The organism is Paracoccus albus, from assembly GCF_027913035.1.
Lineage (GTDB): Bacteria > Pseudomonadota > Alphaproteobacteria > Rhodobacterales > Rhodobacteraceae > Paracoccus > Paracoccus albus.
Map to the genome: position 1 here is coordinate 2531771 of NZ_CP115775.1, position 15895 is coordinate 2547665.

Below are 15895 nucleotides of genomic sequence, written 5' to 3' on the forward strand. Positions count from 1 at the left end.
GTTCGTCCAATCTTCTTGTTAAGGCCGCGGCCTCACAATTCCACGACACCGTCACCCGGCATGCCCCAGCACTCCGCGCGGCTGGCAGCCACCTCGATCAAAGTCAGCCCGGGCGTGTCGATCCCCTGTTCGAACCACTGTTCAAGGTAGTCGGTCCAATGCTTCTTGAACAGTTCCTTGTCATCCTGATGAAGATTCGACTTCCCGGACAGCACGATCCAGGTATCCTTGCGCTGAAACGTCAGCTCGGTCGCCGGGTTTTCCCCGATTTCTTCAACCTTGCGCGTATCGCCATTGCTGAAAAACCAGTTGCTGCCATCCCATTCAACCTGAGAATTATTCGACATCGGACGCGACGACACGCCCCCCGCCCTTAGCAGCAGTGGACATGAAGCAAAGGTCCATGTCGCGCATCGCTTCGACAATCGTTTTCTTGTCCATGAATATTTCCTCCCATGATTTAGACAGCCCGTGGTTTTAACGCGTTCTCGCATCCCGCAGCGTTCAACCAGGATCAACACTTGTTAAAATGCTGCCTTTCGTCGGACATAAACGAAACCGAGCATCGCGGGTTCCGCCAGAACAGCCTTTGACTTGGCTGTTAAATTATGCCCCTACCGGCAAGCCTAGGGTCAGGATGGATTGATTTCTGTTGCGCTGCGTGATTCACGCCTCCGAAAACGGAGCGGTGACATGAGCGATCTCTTCTGGCTGACCGACGCGCAGATGGCGCGCCTGGCTCCCTTCTTTCCCAGGTCGCACGGGAAGCCCCGGGTTGATGACAGACGGGTGCTGAGCGGGATTATTTTCATCAATCGCAATGGCTTGCGTTGGTGCGATGCGCCCGCCGCGTATGGCCCACATAAGACGCTCTACAGCCGGTGGAAGCGTTGGAGCGAAAAGGGCATCTTCGCGCGGATGATGGCCGGGCTGGCGGCGGAACACGGTGAGAAGACGACCGTGATGATCGACGCGACATATCTCAAGGCTCACCGAACGGCGACCAGCATGGCGGCCAAAAAGGGGGGCGTGGTCGCCTGATCGGTCGAACCAAAGGCGGTATGAACACCAAGCTGCACGCTATCTGCGATAGCCAAGGGCGGCCGCTCAGCCTGTTCGTGACCGCAGGTCAGGTCAGATGGAGTGGTTGCCGCCCTCCCTAGACGGCATCGCAATGTGCCAAGGTCGTGGTTTTCAACGCCACGCGCAAAGGAGGACGGCGAGATGAAGAATATGATGATCGGGGTCGATCTGGCAAAGGCAGTTTTTCAAGTTCATGGTGCCTTTCGAACGGGGGAGGTCCAGTTCCGCAAAAAACTGACGCGAAAGCAATTCCCCGCGTTTATGGCGCAGCAAGAGCCTAGCATGGTGATTTTCGAAGCATGCGGCAGCGCACATTTTTGGGCCCGTGAGATGGAAGCTCTTGGGCACGAGGTACAGCTGATCGCACCGCAATATGTGCGCCCTTTTGTGAAGCGGCAGAAAAATGATGCGGCCGATGCTGAGGCGCTTGTCATTGCGGCACGCCAGCCTGAGATGCGTTTCGTGGAGCCCAAAACAGTCGAGCAGCAGTCTTGCGCGGCGGTCTTCCGGGGCCGGGAACGATTGGTTCATCAGCGCACTGCGGATGTGAACGCCTTGCGGGCGCTACTGTACGAACATGGCCACGTATTTTCCCGCGGGAATACGCTACCTCGACCGCATGGTAGCATTTGTGGAGGATGCGGCATCCGAACTGCCAGCATTGATCCGGGAGGAGTGCCAGGATCTGCTGGCGCAGATTGCAGAGAAAACGACGCGTATTGCCAAGCGCACCACGAAACTCAAAGTTCTGGCCTCCCAGTCGGACAGGGCGCGTCAGCTACAAACCATGCCGGGTGTTGGCCCCCTGACGGCTGTCGCCGTGGAAGCGTTCGGACCTGACATGGCACAGTTCAAGACTGGACGTGACTTTGCGGCTTGGTTGGGTTTGGTGCCAAGACAGCATTCCTCTGGAGGCAAAGAGCGTCTGGGTCGAATGACCAAGGCCGGTCAGGCCGATATCCGACGTCTCCTTATCATTGGCGCAATGTCACGGTTAAACTGGCTTGGGCAGCGCACCATTGTAGAAGGGAGCTGGCTTTCACGCTTGTTGGCACGCAAACCTAAGATGTTGGTCGCGATCGCTCTGGCCAACAAGATGGCCCGGCAGATTTGGGCGATGCTGACGAAGAACGAGAACTACAAGAATCCCGCGCTTGCAGTCACAGCATAATGTTCATGCCGAACTGTTAGCAACGGTGCCAAGGGGTGTGGGAAGACGACGACCTGAATGGGCAAAACGATCGAACAGATCTGGGTTGGGAAAACCAGTTAATCGCTACGAGCTAAGAGCTCGAAAGTCAGATTTGGACCTAATTCGCTGATCACCATCTCGGCCTGCGGCTTCTGGAATCGCCGCGTCATGAAGGCCTCACAGAAGTTCGCACTCGATCACACGCCAACAAGGTCAGAAACTTCTTGCGCTAAGGGCGGCAACCACAGAAGCGATTATATCGGCGCTCGGGCCCTGGTGAGTGGCCTGCCAAACGTCAAATGGCTACTCGGGGATCGTGGCTATGACGCTGACTGGTTCAGAGAAGCGTTTCAGGACAAGGGGATACGTGCCTGCATCCCAGGCCGGAAGAAACGCAAGACGCCGATCAAATACGATAAGCGGATATACAAGCGGCGTAACCGCATCGAGATCATGTTCGGCAGGCTCAAGGACTGGAGGCGCGTCGCGACCCGCTATGACCGATGCCCCAAAGTGTTCCTCTCAGCCATCGCCCTAGCGGATCTAGTCATCTATTGGTTATGAATCCTGACCCTAGCTCTGACTTCTGCCACCTTCCGCCTCCCTGCCGGTCTGGGCGCCGCTGTATGACTTGCCATGCGCGCGAGGCTGAGCCTCATGTGGGATGCAAGAAGGAGGCGCTGGGCATGGTGAAGCGATTGAGACTGAACGAGAAATCGGTGCGGGAGGCCGCGCCGGAACCGGGTCGGGACTATCAGATTTTTGATAGCGAGGTGCGGGGTTTCGCGATCTGCATCTACCGCTCCGGCAACCGGGCCTTCACGCTGGATTACCGCCATGCCGGACGGCAGCGGCGGATGACGCTGGGGCGCTGGCCGGAGTGGTCGACGGCGGCGGCGCGGGAACGCGCGAAGGAGCTGCGGCGCGACATCGATGCCGGGGGCGATCCGCTGGGGGCAGAGGAGAACGGGCGGGAAGCGCCACGTTCAAGGATCTGGTCGAGCGCTATACCGATGTGCATCTGCCGAATCTCGCGAAGACCAATGCTTCGGATCAGCGCTCCATGCTGACGAAGCTGGTCGGGCCGGAGTGGAACAACCGTCTCATGACCGAGATCACCCCCTATGATGTCGAAAAGCTGCTGAGCCGCATCGCCGAGGGCCGGTGTCGGCCCCACAAGGCAAAGCCGAACAACAGCGCCAGAAAGCTGCAGGGATCGAAGCCGACGCCGGTGCGTGCCAACCGCGTCGGCGAGGTGCTTCGAAAAATGTTCACCTATGCGCAAAGCTGGGGCTGGCGCGAGGACAATCCGGCCTCGGGCTTCCGCCGCCGCATCGAAAACCCGCGTGAACGCTTCCTGTCGCAGGAGGAAATTCGGAACCTGGCGGCGGCGCTGGACGTGGCAGAGGACCGGCGGGCGGCGGATATCATCCGGCTCTGCATGCTGACCGGAGCGCGGGTCGGCGAGGTCCGGCAGGCCCGGTTCGAGCATTTCAACCTCGAGCATCTCAGCTGGTCCAAGCCCGCCAGCATGACCAAGCAGCGCAAGATCCACCGGCTGCCGATCTCGGACGAGGCCGCTGCCATCGTCCGCCAGCGGCAACTGCTGGTGCCACGCGGCTGCCCGTTCCTGTTTCGGGGCGATGTGCCGGGCCAGCCGGTCAAGGAAATCCGCCGCTTCTGGCATCAGATCCAGAAGCAGGTCGGGATCGAGGATGTCCGGATCCACTACCTGCGCCACACCTTAGCCTCGCTGCTGGTCAGCGGCGGCGCGTCGCTAGAAATGATCGGCAAGTTGCTGGGTCACAGCCAGACGCAGACGACGGCGCGCTATGCCCACCTGATGGATTCGCCGCTGCGCGCTGGTGTCGATGCCGTCGCCAGCGCCTTCCGGCCGAAGCCCGTGCTTGTGCATGATGCCGGGGCGCAAGAGGATCAGGCGCGCAGAAGCGCCTGACCGATCGTCGACCTCTTGCAAGGGGCGCTACGGGGTTTCCCGCAGCGCCCGCCAGATCGGGGTTAGCCGCCTGCGGATCGTGCTTTCATCAGGTATCTCGCGGCCGGGCGAGGTTTTTGCGAACCAGTCCTGCACTTCCGCAACCCATTCACCCTGCGTTGCAGGCAGGCCATCCTCGTGCAGACGGACCATCTGCGAGATATAAAGACCTTCCCAGGTCAGGATGACCCCGACGGCGCGCGATCACACGGATGGGGCGACGACACTGGCGAATACGCCGGTGAACGGCCTCCTTGGCCCCCAAGTCCTCACGACGCCGATGGCTGGGCCAGATACCTGCGATCAGCGCCGGACGCTGAACCCGCTATTCGTCGAAGCGCTGATGGGCTGGCCAACCGGGTGGACAGGCTCCGCCTCTGCGGCAATGGCGTCGCGCCGGGCCCGATCTGGACGCCGCTGATCCCCGCATCGTTTCCTCCCGATAAGGTGGAGGATATTGGGAAGTCCGCGCCCCTCGGCCGCCCCGGCGAGCCGAACGAGGTAGCACCCTCGATGCTGTTTCTCGCCTGTGAGGATGTGTCCTACATGACCGGGCAGGTGCTCCATCCGAACGGCGGCGATCTGATTGGCGGGTGATCATCGAACGAGATTGTCAATCTGGGGCGTATAGACCTTTGCGGTTCTCGCTGCGGATCAGACCGCTGACCAATCTCACCAAATGACCGGCCGTCAGGATCGTCCTTCTGCCGGGCCCAGTCTGTCAGCCTTCTCGGCGTCCCTTTCACCCATCGGCTCGTCCGGCCCTACTGTCGTATCATGTGCTGTCTGCACTTCGATTTCCGCGTTCAGTTCCGCACCCATCAGGATGATGAATGCCGAAATCCACAGCCACATCAGCAGGATGATGACCCCTGCCATGCTGCCGAAGGTTTCGTTGTAGCTGCCGAAGTTGCTGACATAGATCGAAAAGCCCACCGATGCGATCACCCAGATCAGGCAGGCCGCAACGGCACCGGGGCTGAGCCATTTCCATTCCGCATCGTCGCGTGATGGGCCGTAGCGGTAGATCACAGCCAAGCCGAACACCGTCATCAAGGCGAGGATCACCCAACGTGCCAATCCCATCCCGGTCTCCAGCCAATCGGGCAGCGCAATGAGGTTTAAAACCGCCGGTAGCGCCAATGTCGCGAGCAGGCCAAGGACAAGCCCGAGGATCAGGAACACCGTAAGTCCGAGCGTCCAGAGGGTTTTCGAGATGAAGCCGCGCGTTTCCTCCTCGTCATAGGCGACGTTCAATCCTTCCATCAGGCTGCCCATGCCTTTGGACGCAGAGTATATCGCGAGCAATAAACCTACGATAAAGGCAAGCCCGAGCCCGCCTTCGCGCGAGCCGGCGACGGACACTGCCTGATCCAGAATGATCTGCGCCGCTTCCTGCGGCATTACGTTCGTCAGCTTGTCCAGTTGCGCCGTCACCTCGGAAGGTTCCAGCACCAGCCCGCCCAGGGCCATCAGGGCGGTAAGGGCAGGGAAGATCGCCAGCAACGCGTAAAATGCAACGCCGGCCGCGATGAGGCCGACATGATCGTCGGCCAGTTCCGATTTTACTCTGAGGGCAATGTCCTTCCATCCCTCCGCGGGAATGTCGGTAGGCGATTCCGCTTGTCTGCCACGTGCCATATAATTTTTGCTTTCGTAAAACCCGGCCCGCGGCTTTGCGGACCGGGCATGGGTCAGGAGGAGGATTTCGGCGACTTCTTCACGTCGCCCAGATCCTGCTGTTCGGCCTCCGTCCTGGCGGCATCGGCAACGCGCTTGCCCGCAGAGGTGGCCTTGTCCTTTGCCGTCTGAGCCACTTTCGATGCGGCTTCATCCGCTTCATCCTTAAGATCGCGTGCCGCCTTGCCGGCCTCGTCCTTTACCGCGTCGGCGACTTTGCCGAGCTTTTCCTTTTCCTCGGCAAAGATGCGCTCCGCCTCTTCGATCAAGTTATCGCTCTGCTCACCGAGATATTCATCCTCGATCTGGGTGCGCGGCAGCGCGGCTCCGAGAGCGGCACCAAGCGCCACGGCCAGGGCACCCGCGATCAGCGGCTGTTCCTCGAATATGTCGATGGCGCGATCGCGGCCCTTGCGGGCGTATTCGGCTGCCGCCTCGCGAGCCTCCACCGCGCGGTGTCGCGCGTCGATGACGCGCTTGCGTGCCTCCTCGGTCAGGTCTTCGGTCCCTTGCGCCAATCGGTCACGAAGGGCAGCGGCGCGGTCAGCGGCGGATGAGGACAGGTTCTGGACCGTTTCCGCAGTTGAACTGCCCGCATCCTTGGCAGACGCAGCGAGATCCTTAGCCTTATCGGCCACGCCTGATCCGGCAGAGCGCGCAGTTTCCGCAACACGAGAACCCGCGTCACTGGCGCTGGCGGAGATCCTGGATGTTGCATCCGAGACCGAACTGCGCGCCGAAGAGGCCGCCTGTCCAATGCGCTCGGTTACATCATTCTCATCGTCCACGTGGCGCGTCCGAGCCCAGGCAGGGGCGTCGTGCGTGCTGCCAAAGCGCCCCGAATAAAGATGCCGATTGGGGCTGCTCCATTGCTGTGAGCGGGATAGCCGATCGTCTCGATCATAAGAAGATCGGGCATCGTCGTGAGATCCTTCGTGGTCCAGGCGCGAGCGATAACGGCGGTAATCGTCCCGGCGATTATAGTCGTCGCGCCGATAAACATCATCCGAACGATTGCCCATCATCAACCAGGCGATGCCCACTCCGGTCAAGGCCAATGCAACTGGATTTCTCTTGACGGCATCGGAGACCGATCGTCCGATATCACCGCCATGTTCGCGGAATTGATCGGTGAATTGCCGCGCAATGGTCTCAACCGAGAACTTGTCCTGCAAGTCCCCGAGCGTATCACGCAGACCTGCGCGTTCGCGTTCGATATCGCGTTCGATCTCTTCGGGAGAGCGGGTATCACTTGTCATCGTATGCCTCCTTCACGGCTTGCGCATCGCGCTTCACGTTCTTCGCAGTCCGCGTCGGAGCCAGACTGTTGAGTTTCAGATCGTTCGTGCCCTTGTTCAACATCACATAGGCGATGATGCCAAAGATCACCCCGACGATTAGGGCGGACCAGCCGGCGGGGATGCCCGCCTCGGTCAGGGCTGCGACAAGCGCGGCCGAAAGGACGTTGAGCGCCGTCAGGGCCACGACGATTGCCCCAACGATCATGCCGATGGCGATCCCGGCGCTCTTGAGGTTCTCGTTCACCTCGGCGCGCGCCAGGTCGACCTCGTTGCGAACAAGCGAGCTCACATGGGAGAGCGCATCGCTCAGCAGACCGCCGGTGGACTTGTTCGGGTCGTGGGTCATGCTGCGCCTCCTTCCCGTGTTCTCGTGCTGGCAGGCGCCGAAGTGCTGCCAGTCGGCAGCACGGATGACGTTGTCGCCGGCGGATATGTGGACTGCCCGCTTTGCAAGCCGGATGTCTCCGCTCGGGGATAAGACGATCCGCCGCTCGCCTTGGCGAAACGGGTTGCGGCAAGACCGATCAGGGCCGCGCTTCCAAGAAAGAGCATGGGATTGCGCCGTGCGAAATCATTGATGGCACCGACCATCTCGCCCAGATCCTTGTCGCGCAACGCGTCGGAGGCTCCCGCCAGCGTGTCCGCAATCTGACCGAAGGTGCGCTCTTGCGGTGAGCCGCTGCGCAATTCGCTCGCGGCTGTCCTGAGCGCCGAGGCGACGTTCTTGACTTCGCCAGCCGCCGCATCCTTGGCCTGCCCTGCATAGTCCTTCGCTTCGGAAACGACCGTTCTGCTCAGATCCTGAGCATGTTCCTTCGCTGTCTCCGACACAGCCTCGGCAGCTTCCCTTGTCTTCTCGGAAATGGTCTTGCTGGCGTCCGGCTTTTCTTCGTTTTGGGCTGTCATTGTATCCTCCCTGGATCAGGTGACGAGATTGAGTATTGCGAGAACGACCACGATGAGTCCGATCAGATAAATTACCGCGTGCATTGAACCTCTCCGGAATTTCCGAAATATATACTTACTTAACCCAACCAACCTTCCGGCGTTCCCTTCGGGCAGATTGTCAGGATTACCGGACCGGCCCTCTGGCCGGCCCGGTTAAAGTTTACGCCGCATCGACATTGCGTGAACGTTCGGCCAGTTCGGTCATGAAGTCGTCGGACTCGTAGATGTTGTCGAGCGCGTCATCGAGCTTGCGTGCGGCATCGTCTTCGCCAAGAGCCTCGGCAAAGGCTTTGGTGGTGCCGAACCCGGCGATGCCGTAATGGCACATGCGCTGGTATTGCGCGATGATCGCAACATCCAGCGCGGCGCCGCTCATGTCGCTGTCGAGCGCGTGTTTCCGCGCCTCCTTCACCAGCCCTTCCATGCCCTTGCAGTGCTCCTTCTTCACCTCAGCATCGGCATCTTCCAGAAGGGATTTCAGCAGACGGGTGTGCTGGTCAATGCCGTCCTTTGCCGCGCTCAGCCGGTCGGCCAGCTTGCTGTCCGAGGCCTTGTCGGCCATGGCGGAGACCACTTCGGACATCTGGTCATTCGCGGACCAGAGATCCTGTAGTTCTTCGATATACAGATCTTTCAGTTTAGTCATTTCAGGCTCCTTTCAAGGTTGACCGTGCCGACGGTCGCGGTCAGGGGACGGCAGGAATAATCGCCGTCCTTCTTTCCGGTGCAGCGCCAATCACGTGGCATTTGGACAGCGATGCGGCCGGTGTTCTCGCGGCGGGCAGAACCCGCTCTGAGTTTTGGAAGGTCTCGAGTATTTCGATGTGGCGGGGGAGATCGCGCACGTTCAGCCTCAGCCGGGCAGGCACTAGCAACGGCCATGGGCCCAGGCACTCGCACCCGGCCTGCCGGATCAGCCAGTCCGCGGGTGGCAGGCCATCGTCGATCAGATAGTCTGCCGCGCCCGTGCGCTCCTTCAGCGCATCGGACATTCCGCCGGGCGCACGCCCGGTCAGGCGGCACGATGCCTGCACGGTGACGTCATCGACATGGCGCACCCTTGCCCCGGCCCGGCGCAAGGCGCGGACGAGGCGGCGGTCCTCGCCGCATCTGACGGAGACGAAACCGCCCGCCATCAGATAGGCTGCCCGCGTAAGAGCGAGACTCGCCCCGGCGGCTTCGCCATGGGTGCCTGCAATTTCCGCGTGGCCCGGAACGTGGCAGGCAAAGAAATCTTGCACCAGTCGGCGATAGGTAGCTTCCAGCATGCCGAGCTGCGCATCTATCCCGACAAGGATCTCGGTTTCGGACGCCATTGGTTCGATCCTGCCACAGACCGCGTCAGCCTCGTCCAAGTGCGCGAGGTTTCGCGCGATCCAGTCCGGTGCCACGATGCAATCGGCATCCGTCGTCAGAAGGCTGCGCAGGCCCTGCATGTTGCGCAGCGCGTGATCGCAACCCATCCTGCGCGCGGTGCCGACGCCTTCGTGCGCGGCCAATGTACATTCCAGCACCGACAGGTTGATCCCGTTCCCGCTGGCGACCTTGCGGGCCAAACCGGCAGTGCCGTCCGTGGTGTTGTTGACCACAAGGATCACCCTTACTCGCTCGCTGACTTGTCCGGCCAGTGCAGTCAGGCAATCGGCAATCCGCGCAGCCTCGTTGCGAGCTGGGATAACGATAGCGATATCCGGGGGTTGGGGCCTGGTCATGACGCATCCTCCGGCACTCCGCGGTCGATGCGATACCCTTCGGTCCGTGTGACTGCTTCGAACGCATGTGTGTCGAGCGCGGCGGTGAAGATCTGCAGCGCCTCCTGTCCCTGCAGCCCGTGGCCGGTCTGACCCAAGTAGGTCACGCAGATCACCTCGGCCCGGGACCAGAACGTGGCGATGTCGCGGGCAAGGGTTTTTAAAGCACTGGGGTCAAGGAAGTATAAAATCTCGGACAGGATCAGCAGGTCGAAGGCGTATTTCGGCAAGGCGCAGGGGTAGAAGCCTTGTAGGAAACACGCCTGTGGAAGTGTGCGCCGAGCGGTCTCCACGGCGACTTCCACGGCGTCCATGCCGGTATAAGTGTCGCAAAGCGGCGCGAGGCGACGCGCAAGCTGGCCATTCCCGCAGCCCAGCTCAAAAGCACCCTCATAGCGCGGACGCGACAGCGCTGCGCGGGTCGCGGTGAACTTGTCCTGTTCGTAATTGCTCTCCGCGAAATTCCACGGGTCCGCATTATCGGCATAAAGCGCGTTCAGATGTTCCAGGCCTACGCCCATCACGGCATCCTCCAGAAGATCTCGTCTTCGCTGGCGAAGCGTTCGATGAAACCCGACGGAAGCACGAAGCCCAAAGGATCGTCCGCGACCACCTGACCCAGCTGGGAACGGTGTGCGGCGATGGCGGTGCGCTTGCGCGCCTCATGCTCCTCCGGCGCCAAGAAGATCGGCGCATAGGGTGCGATGCTGTTTGCAAAATCCGGGTCGTCCCATCTGGACCAAACAGGATAGCTATGAAATATCCAATCAGGCCTCTTCGTGCGAAGCGCTGTCGCGAAGGCAGCGGTAGCCTGATGATCCTCATGGTGATCTTCACGCGCTGGCACGAAGACATGCCTTGCGCCTGTCCGTGCGATTGTCTTTTCAAGTCGTGCCGTGACGTCCTGCGGATCGACGCGATAAAGAGCCGCGTCGGGCAAGCCCATCCAAGTCAGGTTGCGCGCTGTGCCGCCGAGGCATTCGATGGCGCGAGTAAGCTCGGCGCAACGAAGAACGCCTAGCCGCTCAGGGGGCCACGCGCGAGACCCGGGATGGCTGGCGCTGCCATTCGTCAGGCATATTACATGCGCACCCGCACCCGCAAAGGCGCGCGCCAGCAGCGCCCCACAGGCCAGCGATTCATCGTCGGGGTGCGGTGCCAGCACTACGAATTTCTCGCGGCCTTCGAACACGGCTTGGTCAGGATGGTCGGCGACATTCATCCGAAGACCCCCCATGCCCGATCGTCCTGCCCCAACGCCTGCCGGGCTGTCCGTTGCAGAAAGGCGTCGCGCGCGGCCTGACGCATATAGACCGCAAGGTCGCGGGCCATGCGTCCAGTTTCGGCACCGGACTCGAAATGGCGCAGCCCGATCGACTGCTCGCTCGCGCGGATGGCATCAAGCCCAACTTCTTCAGTAAAGAGCCGCGCCGCGATGGAGGTGGCGACAATCTGCTCAGCCTCGAGAGAGCAATCAACCGAGGCCTGCGCGGCGCGTTCTGCCAGCGCGGCGCCGGCCCAAGCCCGGGTCAACACGGTCATCAGGCGCGCCTGCTGCGCCTCGGTCTGCATCCGGTCCATGGCGCGCAGATCGGTCGCGGCCTGGTCCAGCAAACCGATGGCTGCCCCCGCCTGCAACGCAGCAATTCGCCAGACACCGCCCACAAAATTCGGCTCCTTCAGGTAATCGTCTGGGCCGCCGATCCAGTCCTGCACTTTCAGCCCGGAAAAATCGTAATTGCCCGAGGCTGACGCCCGCATTCCTTGCATGTTCCAGCAAGAGGTGTCGGCACGGTCGGGGTCACGCACATCGACCAGCGCCAGCCGAACGCCGACATCGCCGCCCACGCTCACGAGCGCATGGCTGACCGTGCCAAGGCCTGAGGTAAAACGCTTGGCCCCCTGCAGCCGCGTGCCGCTGGCGTCTAGTGTGACGGGCACAGGCCCGTCCGCACCCCAAACGCCGAGCACGGCGCCCTCGGCGATCAGGGCGTCCACATTGAGCTTCAATGCGGCTGACCCGTAAAGATGGATCAGCCGAAGTGCATTCACATGCCCCTCCCAGAGCCGGCCAACACTGAGGTTCGCAGCTCCGACCTGCATCAGCGCCCGCGCGGTGCAGATAGGGTCGGCGCTGCCGTCATCGCCGAGCAGGCCGGCATTACTCAGCAGCGCGATCGAACGGGAAACAGGGCGCTCGCCGCACTCCTCGGCGTCAGCTGCGGCCCGCAGACCATCCGTCACGTGCGGGGGCAGGGATGGACCATTCAAATTCGGTATTTGCCAAGATGCGAAGGGGCCCGTTTTCATGGCTGCACCTCACGAGCCTTGCCCTGAACGGCTGCCCCAGACCGCAGAAGCCGCGCCCACTGCCGGGCAACTTCGCTAAGGCGGAAAGCCGGATTACCTCTCACCTCCGGCGGCGACTGACGCCATGCGTCAATGCGCTGTAAAATCTCGCTCGGGTCGTCGCCATTCACCCATTGCCGCGCATCCGAGACGATCTCCTCATTGGCGCCGAGACCCCGATGCACGAGGACCGGGGTTCCGACCGCATTCGCCTCGGCCAGCACCAAGCCGAAGGTCTCGGCAAAAGCGGTTTGGGGATAGAACAAGCACGAGGCGCGGCGCATGTGGCGGACCAGCTCCGGGTGGGGTAGCGCGCCGAGGAAGACGACACCCTCCGGCACCGGGCCGGTCTCCCATCGTAGATAGCCCGGATCGGCGACCGCGAGAGTTAGCTTCGGACGGTGTTTACGCAGCGCCGCAAATTGCGCGAAGACCTGCGCCAGCCCTTTATGCGGAGAGCTGGCAAAAAGCAGCCGGTTGGGGTCGCGCGGCGTCGCGTCAGGCCGCAGATCGTTGTCTAGCGGGTTGTAGATCACGTGGAGCGGCGGTGTGGCTTCGTCGCCCAGAAACGCCTGCAACTGGCAGGCATGGGTGTGCGATACGCAGATGACGAGAATACCCGCCTCTTTCAGGGCCGCGCCCATCTTGCGGTTGTGGCGACCCGGATAGACATGCAGCCACAGGAAGATGGCTGTTTCGGGATATCGCTTGCGCAGCTTCAGCGCGACTTTCCAGCGGTTGATCACAATCATGGTCTCGAAGCTGCCGGTCGCGTCCAGATCGGACAGCGGGCAGAGCAGACCGGCGTGCGAAAGCTGCATTTTGGTGCGACCGCTCTGGAAATGGGTGATGTCGAACCGGGTGTGCAAACCGCTGGCAACGCGCAGTACCGTGGCCTCGGTGCCGCCGAGCCCGCCGGTGTCGATATCGGGCAAATCGTAGCCAGCCGCGCTGCACGGGTCGACGATGGCAATCCGCGCTGGCGCGGTTTCATGCCGGATCGATTTCATTGCATTGCCACCTGTTCCGCAGGGCCGGAGAAAATGTTTGTAACCCACGCTGCCGTCGCCTCTGTCATCGGGATGTCGCGGAGGTTTAGGCAAGCGAGGCGACTGATCTGCGCAATCTCAAGGTTAGGGATATCCACCGGCACGGGGTTGACCCTTCTGCCGGCCCGCCATGCCTCGACCTTTGCCCAGACATTTGCCCGGTCCATCCGGCGGCGCGCGCTGTCATAATCGGATGCCGCGGACTGTGTCAGGCTGTCGGGCGTCTCGATCTTCGTCAGGAGCAGTTCCGGCACAATCCAGATGACCTCACCTTCGAGAATCAATCGGTTGCGAAACTCGCGGTCCTCCTCGATGCAATCCGCGAAACCGCCAAGGCGCCGGAACACGTCGGTGCGAAAGAGGCCCGAATTGATATGCGTCCATTCGCCTGGGACCTGCGAACCCATCTGGAGGTTCGGGAACACATCATCGAGCAGCGACAGGTCGCGCCGGATCTCAACCCGCCGACCGTCTGGCAGGATCAGTTCATGATGGGTCAGGACGGCACTCACCTCCAGCTTTTGGCCACCCTGCTTGCCCGCAAGACGCCAGTTCAGGCATTCGTTGGCGCGCACGTCCTGCGCGGTCAGCACGCGAACCTGGTGCAGCACCTTGTCGCGATGCGGGATGTCATCTGAATCGTGGAAGGTGACCGCATCGCCGTCGGTCAACAACAGGCCTACGTTCTTGGCTTGTGCCGTGCCGACGTTTCGCGCGAGCCGGACGTAGTTGAACTTCTGATGCTCAAGGTAGGGCGCCACCGCCTCCGCGGTGACATCCGTGCTGGCATCGTCAATCACCGTTACACGGATGTTCCACCAGCTTTGATCCAGCGCGGCGCGGATGGCGCTGTCGATTAGATGCGCGCGGTTGTAGGTGGGAATTATGATGTCGACGAGTGGGGCGAGCGGATTGGATTTCATGCCATAGCCTCTTGTGTTTGCGCCTTCACAGCGTCGCGATAAGCGCGCAAGCTGTTGCCGGTGAGAACTGCTGCCGGAAGCGGCAGCATCAGTGCCGTAAGCGCGGTAAGCACGATCGGATCCGGCGGTTGCGCGATAGCAAGCAACAGAACGCCGATGATGAAGATCAGCAGTGTGCAGGGAGACAGCGCGCTCACAGCAGGGGTTCTGCTGCCGGTCTTGTCAGTCACGATGAATTTCAGCCGACAGCCGGTCAGTGCATCAAACGTCGCCTTCGCCGATTGTGGGGCCAAGGCAATGCGGCAGGCAAGGGCGCGTAACGCGATCCCCGGAGCCAACCGGTCCCGCCAGCCCCGCGCTAAAACGCGGATGATGATGTCACAAAGGCTCAGGACGATGGCAACGCCTGCCAGCGTCGCGGGAGCCGTGTGGTCCTGTCCGGTCAGCAGCCACGCCATCAGGAGTAGGGACGGTACCAACGCCAGGTTGACCCATGCGGTCAGCTGGGACAAGATCGCGATCCGCTTGGCCAGCGTAAGCGAACCGGCAAGGCCGAAGACGATAGCGGCATGGCGCATCAGCGTCTGAACATTGCCACTGCACCAGCGATAACGCTGTTTTTCGAGGTCGCACAGCGAGAGCGGCAGCAGGCCCTTGCCGACCACCTGATTGATGAAGCGGCCCGAGAAGCCAGCATTGCAAAGCCGCACGCCCAGTTCCGCATCCTCTGTTGTGGCCGCGCCTGACCATCCGCCCGCGGCAACAAGGGCCGCACGCGAGATCACGCAAAGCGTGCCGGTCAAAAGCACAGCCTCGGCGTCGTCGGCACTGGCGGCGTTGGTACGGAAATATTCCTCAAGCTCGGCATCCACGCCCGGCGCTACGAGAGCGGTGCCCATGTAGGATTGAGGAAACTGGACGTAATCTGCGCCAGTCCGCTGCAGGACGACGGCAGCGCGCCCCAGGAAATCGGGCGCGACAACGTAGTCGGCATCCACGGTCACGATATGGGTGGTGCGCGTGTCAGTATGCGCAAGCGCAATGTTAAGCGCCCCGGCCTTGGCACCCTTCACGCCGGTTCGGTGCAGGAACCTGATTCGCCCGGAATGGGTGGCACAGAACCGTTCTACGGGCTTCCAAAGCGCGGGATTGGCGGTGTTGTTGTCCATCACGATGATTTCGTAACCTTCTGTCGGCCACTGCTGATCCAGCAGGGCGCGCAGCGTGGCGATAACAATGCGGGGCGGTTCGCAATGGGTGGCGATGTGAACCGAAAACCAGGGAGTGGCAGGATCCCGCGGCACAGGAGAGGGATGAACGGACAGACAGGCGCCTAATGGCCGAAGCGCCAGGAGGGCGACCTGAACTGCAATGGTGGCACCGCAGATCGCGGCGCCGATTACGGGAATCGCTGCCGCAAGGACAAGCACGCTCAAAGCTATGAAAAGCCGTAGCTCCACCGTTCACCCCCGGGCGTTAAATAGAGATATTAGATTCCAGAAATCAGTGCCTTACAGGATTATTAGAAGCCTCCACGGCAACGCTTCTGGTGCTTTTAAGTTCCCACATGCAGGCGCATTACACGCTCAGACGCAGGACAAGCCTGCCTGAGAAGACGAGGTC

The 15895-nt window shown here is 61.4% G+C and carries 15 protein-coding genes and 4 pseudogenes; 5 read left to right on the top strand and 14 right to left on the bottom strand.

Annotated features, from left to right (window positions below; genetic code table 11):
- Positions 1 to 32: 32 nt before the first annotated feature.
- Complete coding sequence (locus PAF20_RS12735) at positions 33 to 347, bottom strand: pyridoxamine 5'-phosphate oxidase family protein (RefSeq protein ID WP_271071000.1); 315 nt, start codon at positions 345 to 347, stop codon at positions 33 to 35.
- A gap of 346 nt (positions 348 to 693) precedes the next feature.
- On the opposite strand from PAF20_RS12735, the pseudogene PAF20_RS12740 reads away from it, so the two are divergent.
- The 4 pseudogenes from PAF20_RS12740 to PAF20_RS12755 all read left to right on the top strand — a co-directional run.
- Positions 694 to 1136, top strand: a pseudogene (locus tag PAF20_RS12740) (IS5 family transposase); the annotation flags it as partial.
- An 88-nt stretch (positions 1137 to 1224) separates the two neighbouring features.
- A pseudogene (locus PAF20_RS12745) lies at positions 1225 to 2254 on the top strand (IS110 family RNA-guided transposase).
- 270 nt (positions 2255 to 2524) lie between these two features.
- Positions 2525 to 2839: pseudogene (locus PAF20_RS12750) on the top strand (transposase); the annotation flags it as partial.
- A gap of 122 nt (positions 2840 to 2961) precedes the next feature.
- Positions 2962 to 4232 (top strand): annotated as a pseudogene (locus PAF20_RS12755) (tyrosine-type recombinase/integrase).
- A gap of 27 nt (positions 4233 to 4259) precedes the next feature.
- Here the strand turns inward: PAF20_RS12755 and PAF20_RS12760 are convergent.
- Positions 4260 to 4424 (bottom strand): hypothetical protein, encoded by a 165-nt coding sequence (locus tag PAF20_RS12760; RefSeq protein ID WP_271071001.1) that lies wholly within the window; start codon positions 4422 to 4424, stop codon positions 4260 to 4262.
- Between the two features lie 207 nt (positions 4425 to 4631).
- Here PAF20_RS12760 and PAF20_RS12765 point away from each other — a divergent pair, with 207 nt between their 5' ends.
- The gene (locus PAF20_RS12765; RefSeq protein WP_271071002.1) at positions 4632 to 4868 is read left to right on the top strand and encodes an SDR family oxidoreductase; all 237 of its coding nucleotides are present in this window, start codon (positions 4632 to 4634) and stop codon (positions 4866 to 4868) included.
- A gap of 93 nt (positions 4869 to 4961) precedes the next feature.
- Here the strand turns inward: PAF20_RS12765 and PAF20_RS12770 are convergent, their stop codons facing one another.
- The 12 genes from PAF20_RS12770 to PAF20_RS12825 form a co-directional block, all read right to left on the bottom strand.
- Positions 4962 to 5912, bottom strand: a complete 951-nt coding sequence (locus tag PAF20_RS12770) for a YihY/virulence factor BrkB family protein (RefSeq protein WP_271071003.1) — start codon at positions 5910 to 5912, stop codon at positions 4962 to 4964.
- 53 nt (positions 5913 to 5965) lie between these two features.
- The gene (locus PAF20_RS12775) at positions 5966 to 7210 is read right to left on the bottom strand and encodes a DUF3618 domain-containing protein (protein ID WP_271071004.1); all 1245 of its coding nucleotides are present in this window, start codon (positions 7208 to 7210) and stop codon (positions 5966 to 5968) included.
- On the bottom strand, positions 7200 to 7598 hold the full coding sequence (locus PAF20_RS12780) for a phage holin family protein (protein WP_271071005.1): 399 nt from the start codon (positions 7596 to 7598) through the stop codon (positions 7200 to 7202). Before PAF20_RS12780 ends, PAF20_RS12775 begins: the two co-directional genes overlap by 11 nt.
- Positions 7595 to 8158 (bottom strand): hypothetical protein, encoded by a 564-nt coding sequence (locus PAF20_RS12785; RefSeq protein WP_271071006.1) that lies wholly within the window; start codon positions 8156 to 8158, stop codon positions 7595 to 7597. Before PAF20_RS12785 ends, PAF20_RS12780 begins: the two co-directional genes overlap by 4 nt.
- Positions 8159 to 8360: 202 nt before the next feature.
- On the bottom strand, positions 8361 to 8846 hold the full coding sequence (locus PAF20_RS12790; RefSeq protein WP_271071007.1) for a YciE/YciF ferroxidase family protein: 486 nt from the start codon (positions 8844 to 8846) through the stop codon (positions 8361 to 8363).
- A gap of 40 nt (positions 8847 to 8886) precedes the next feature.
- Complete coding sequence (locus tag PAF20_RS12795; RefSeq protein ID WP_271071008.1) at positions 8887 to 9912, bottom strand: glycosyltransferase family 2 protein; 1026 nt, start codon at positions 9910 to 9912, stop codon at positions 8887 to 8889.
- A complete protein-coding gene (locus PAF20_RS12800; RefSeq protein ID WP_271071009.1) occupies positions 9909 to 10472 on the bottom strand; it encodes an SAM-dependent methyltransferase in 564 nt (187 codons plus the stop codon). Before PAF20_RS12800 ends, PAF20_RS12795 begins: the two co-directional genes overlap by 4 nt.
- The gene (locus PAF20_RS12805; protein ID WP_271071010.1) at positions 10472 to 11188 is read right to left on the bottom strand and encodes a PIG-L deacetylase family protein; all 717 of its coding nucleotides are present in this window, start codon (positions 11186 to 11188) and stop codon (positions 10472 to 10474) included. Before PAF20_RS12805 ends, PAF20_RS12800 begins: the two co-directional genes overlap by 1 nt.
- A complete protein-coding gene (locus PAF20_RS12810; protein WP_271071011.1) occupies positions 11170 to 12195 on the bottom strand; it encodes an acyl-CoA dehydrogenase family protein in 1026 nt (341 codons plus the stop codon). The genes PAF20_RS12805 and PAF20_RS12810 overlap by 19 nt, the downstream gene beginning before the upstream one ends.
- Positions 12196 to 12257: 62 nt before the next feature.
- Positions 12258 to 13310, bottom strand: a complete 1053-nt coding sequence (locus PAF20_RS12815; protein ID WP_271071012.1) for a glycosyltransferase — start codon at positions 13308 to 13310, stop codon at positions 12258 to 12260.
- A complete protein-coding gene (locus tag PAF20_RS12820) occupies positions 13307 to 14272 on the bottom strand; it encodes a glycosyltransferase family 2 protein (protein WP_271071013.1) in 966 nt (321 codons plus the stop codon). Before PAF20_RS12820 ends, PAF20_RS12815 begins: the two co-directional genes overlap by 4 nt.
- Entirely contained in the window at positions 14269 to 15732 is a 1464-nt protein-coding gene (locus tag PAF20_RS12825; protein WP_271071014.1) for a glycosyltransferase family 2 protein, read from the bottom strand. Before PAF20_RS12825 ends, PAF20_RS12820 begins: the two co-directional genes overlap by 4 nt.
- Between the last annotated feature and the right edge of the window lie 163 nt (positions 15733 to 15895).

Coding starts and splice junctions, on each gene's coding strand:
- PAF20_RS12800 (WP_271071009.1), bottom strand. CDS start 10,472: ATGGGCGTAGGCCTGGAACATCTGAACGCGCTTTATGCCGATAATGCG.
- PAF20_RS12760 (WP_271071001.1), bottom strand. CDS start 4,424: ATGGTCCGTCTGCACGAGGATGGCCTGCCTGCAACGCAGGGTGAATGG.
- PAF20_RS12795 (WP_271071008.1), bottom strand. CDS start 9,912: ATGACCAGGCCCCAACCCCCGGATATCGCTATCGTTATCCCAGCTCGC.
- PAF20_RS12815 (WP_271071012.1), bottom strand. CDS start 13,310: ATGAAATCGATCCGGCATGAAACCGCGCCAGCGCGGATTGCCATCGTC.
- PAF20_RS12770 (WP_271071003.1), bottom strand. CDS start 5,912: ATGGCACGTGGCAGACAAGCGGAATCGCCTACCGACATTCCCGCGGAG.
- PAF20_RS12775 (WP_271071004.1), bottom strand. CDS start 7,210: ATGACAAGTGATACCCGCTCTCCCGAAGAGATCGAACGCGATATCGAA.
- PAF20_RS12820 (WP_271071013.1), bottom strand. CDS start 14,272: ATGAAATCCAATCCGCTCGCCCCACTCGTCGACATCATAATTCCCACC.
- PAF20_RS12780 (WP_271071005.1), bottom strand. CDS start 7,598: ATGACCCACGACCCGAACAAGTCCACCGGCGGTCTGCTGAGCGATGCG.
- PAF20_RS12790 (WP_271071007.1), bottom strand. CDS start 8,846: ATGACTAAACTGAAAGATCTGTATATCGAAGAACTACAGGATCTCTGG.
- PAF20_RS12805 (WP_271071010.1), bottom strand. CDS start 11,188: ATGGGGGGTCTTCGGATGAATGTCGCCGACCATCCTGACCAAGCCGTG.
- PAF20_RS12785 (WP_271071006.1), bottom strand. CDS start 8,158: ATGACAGCCCAAAACGAAGAAAAGCCGGACGCCAGCAAGACCATTTCC.
- PAF20_RS12735 (WP_271071000.1), bottom strand. CDS start 347: ATGTCGAATAATTCTCAGGTTGAATGGGATGGCAGCAACTGGTTTTTC.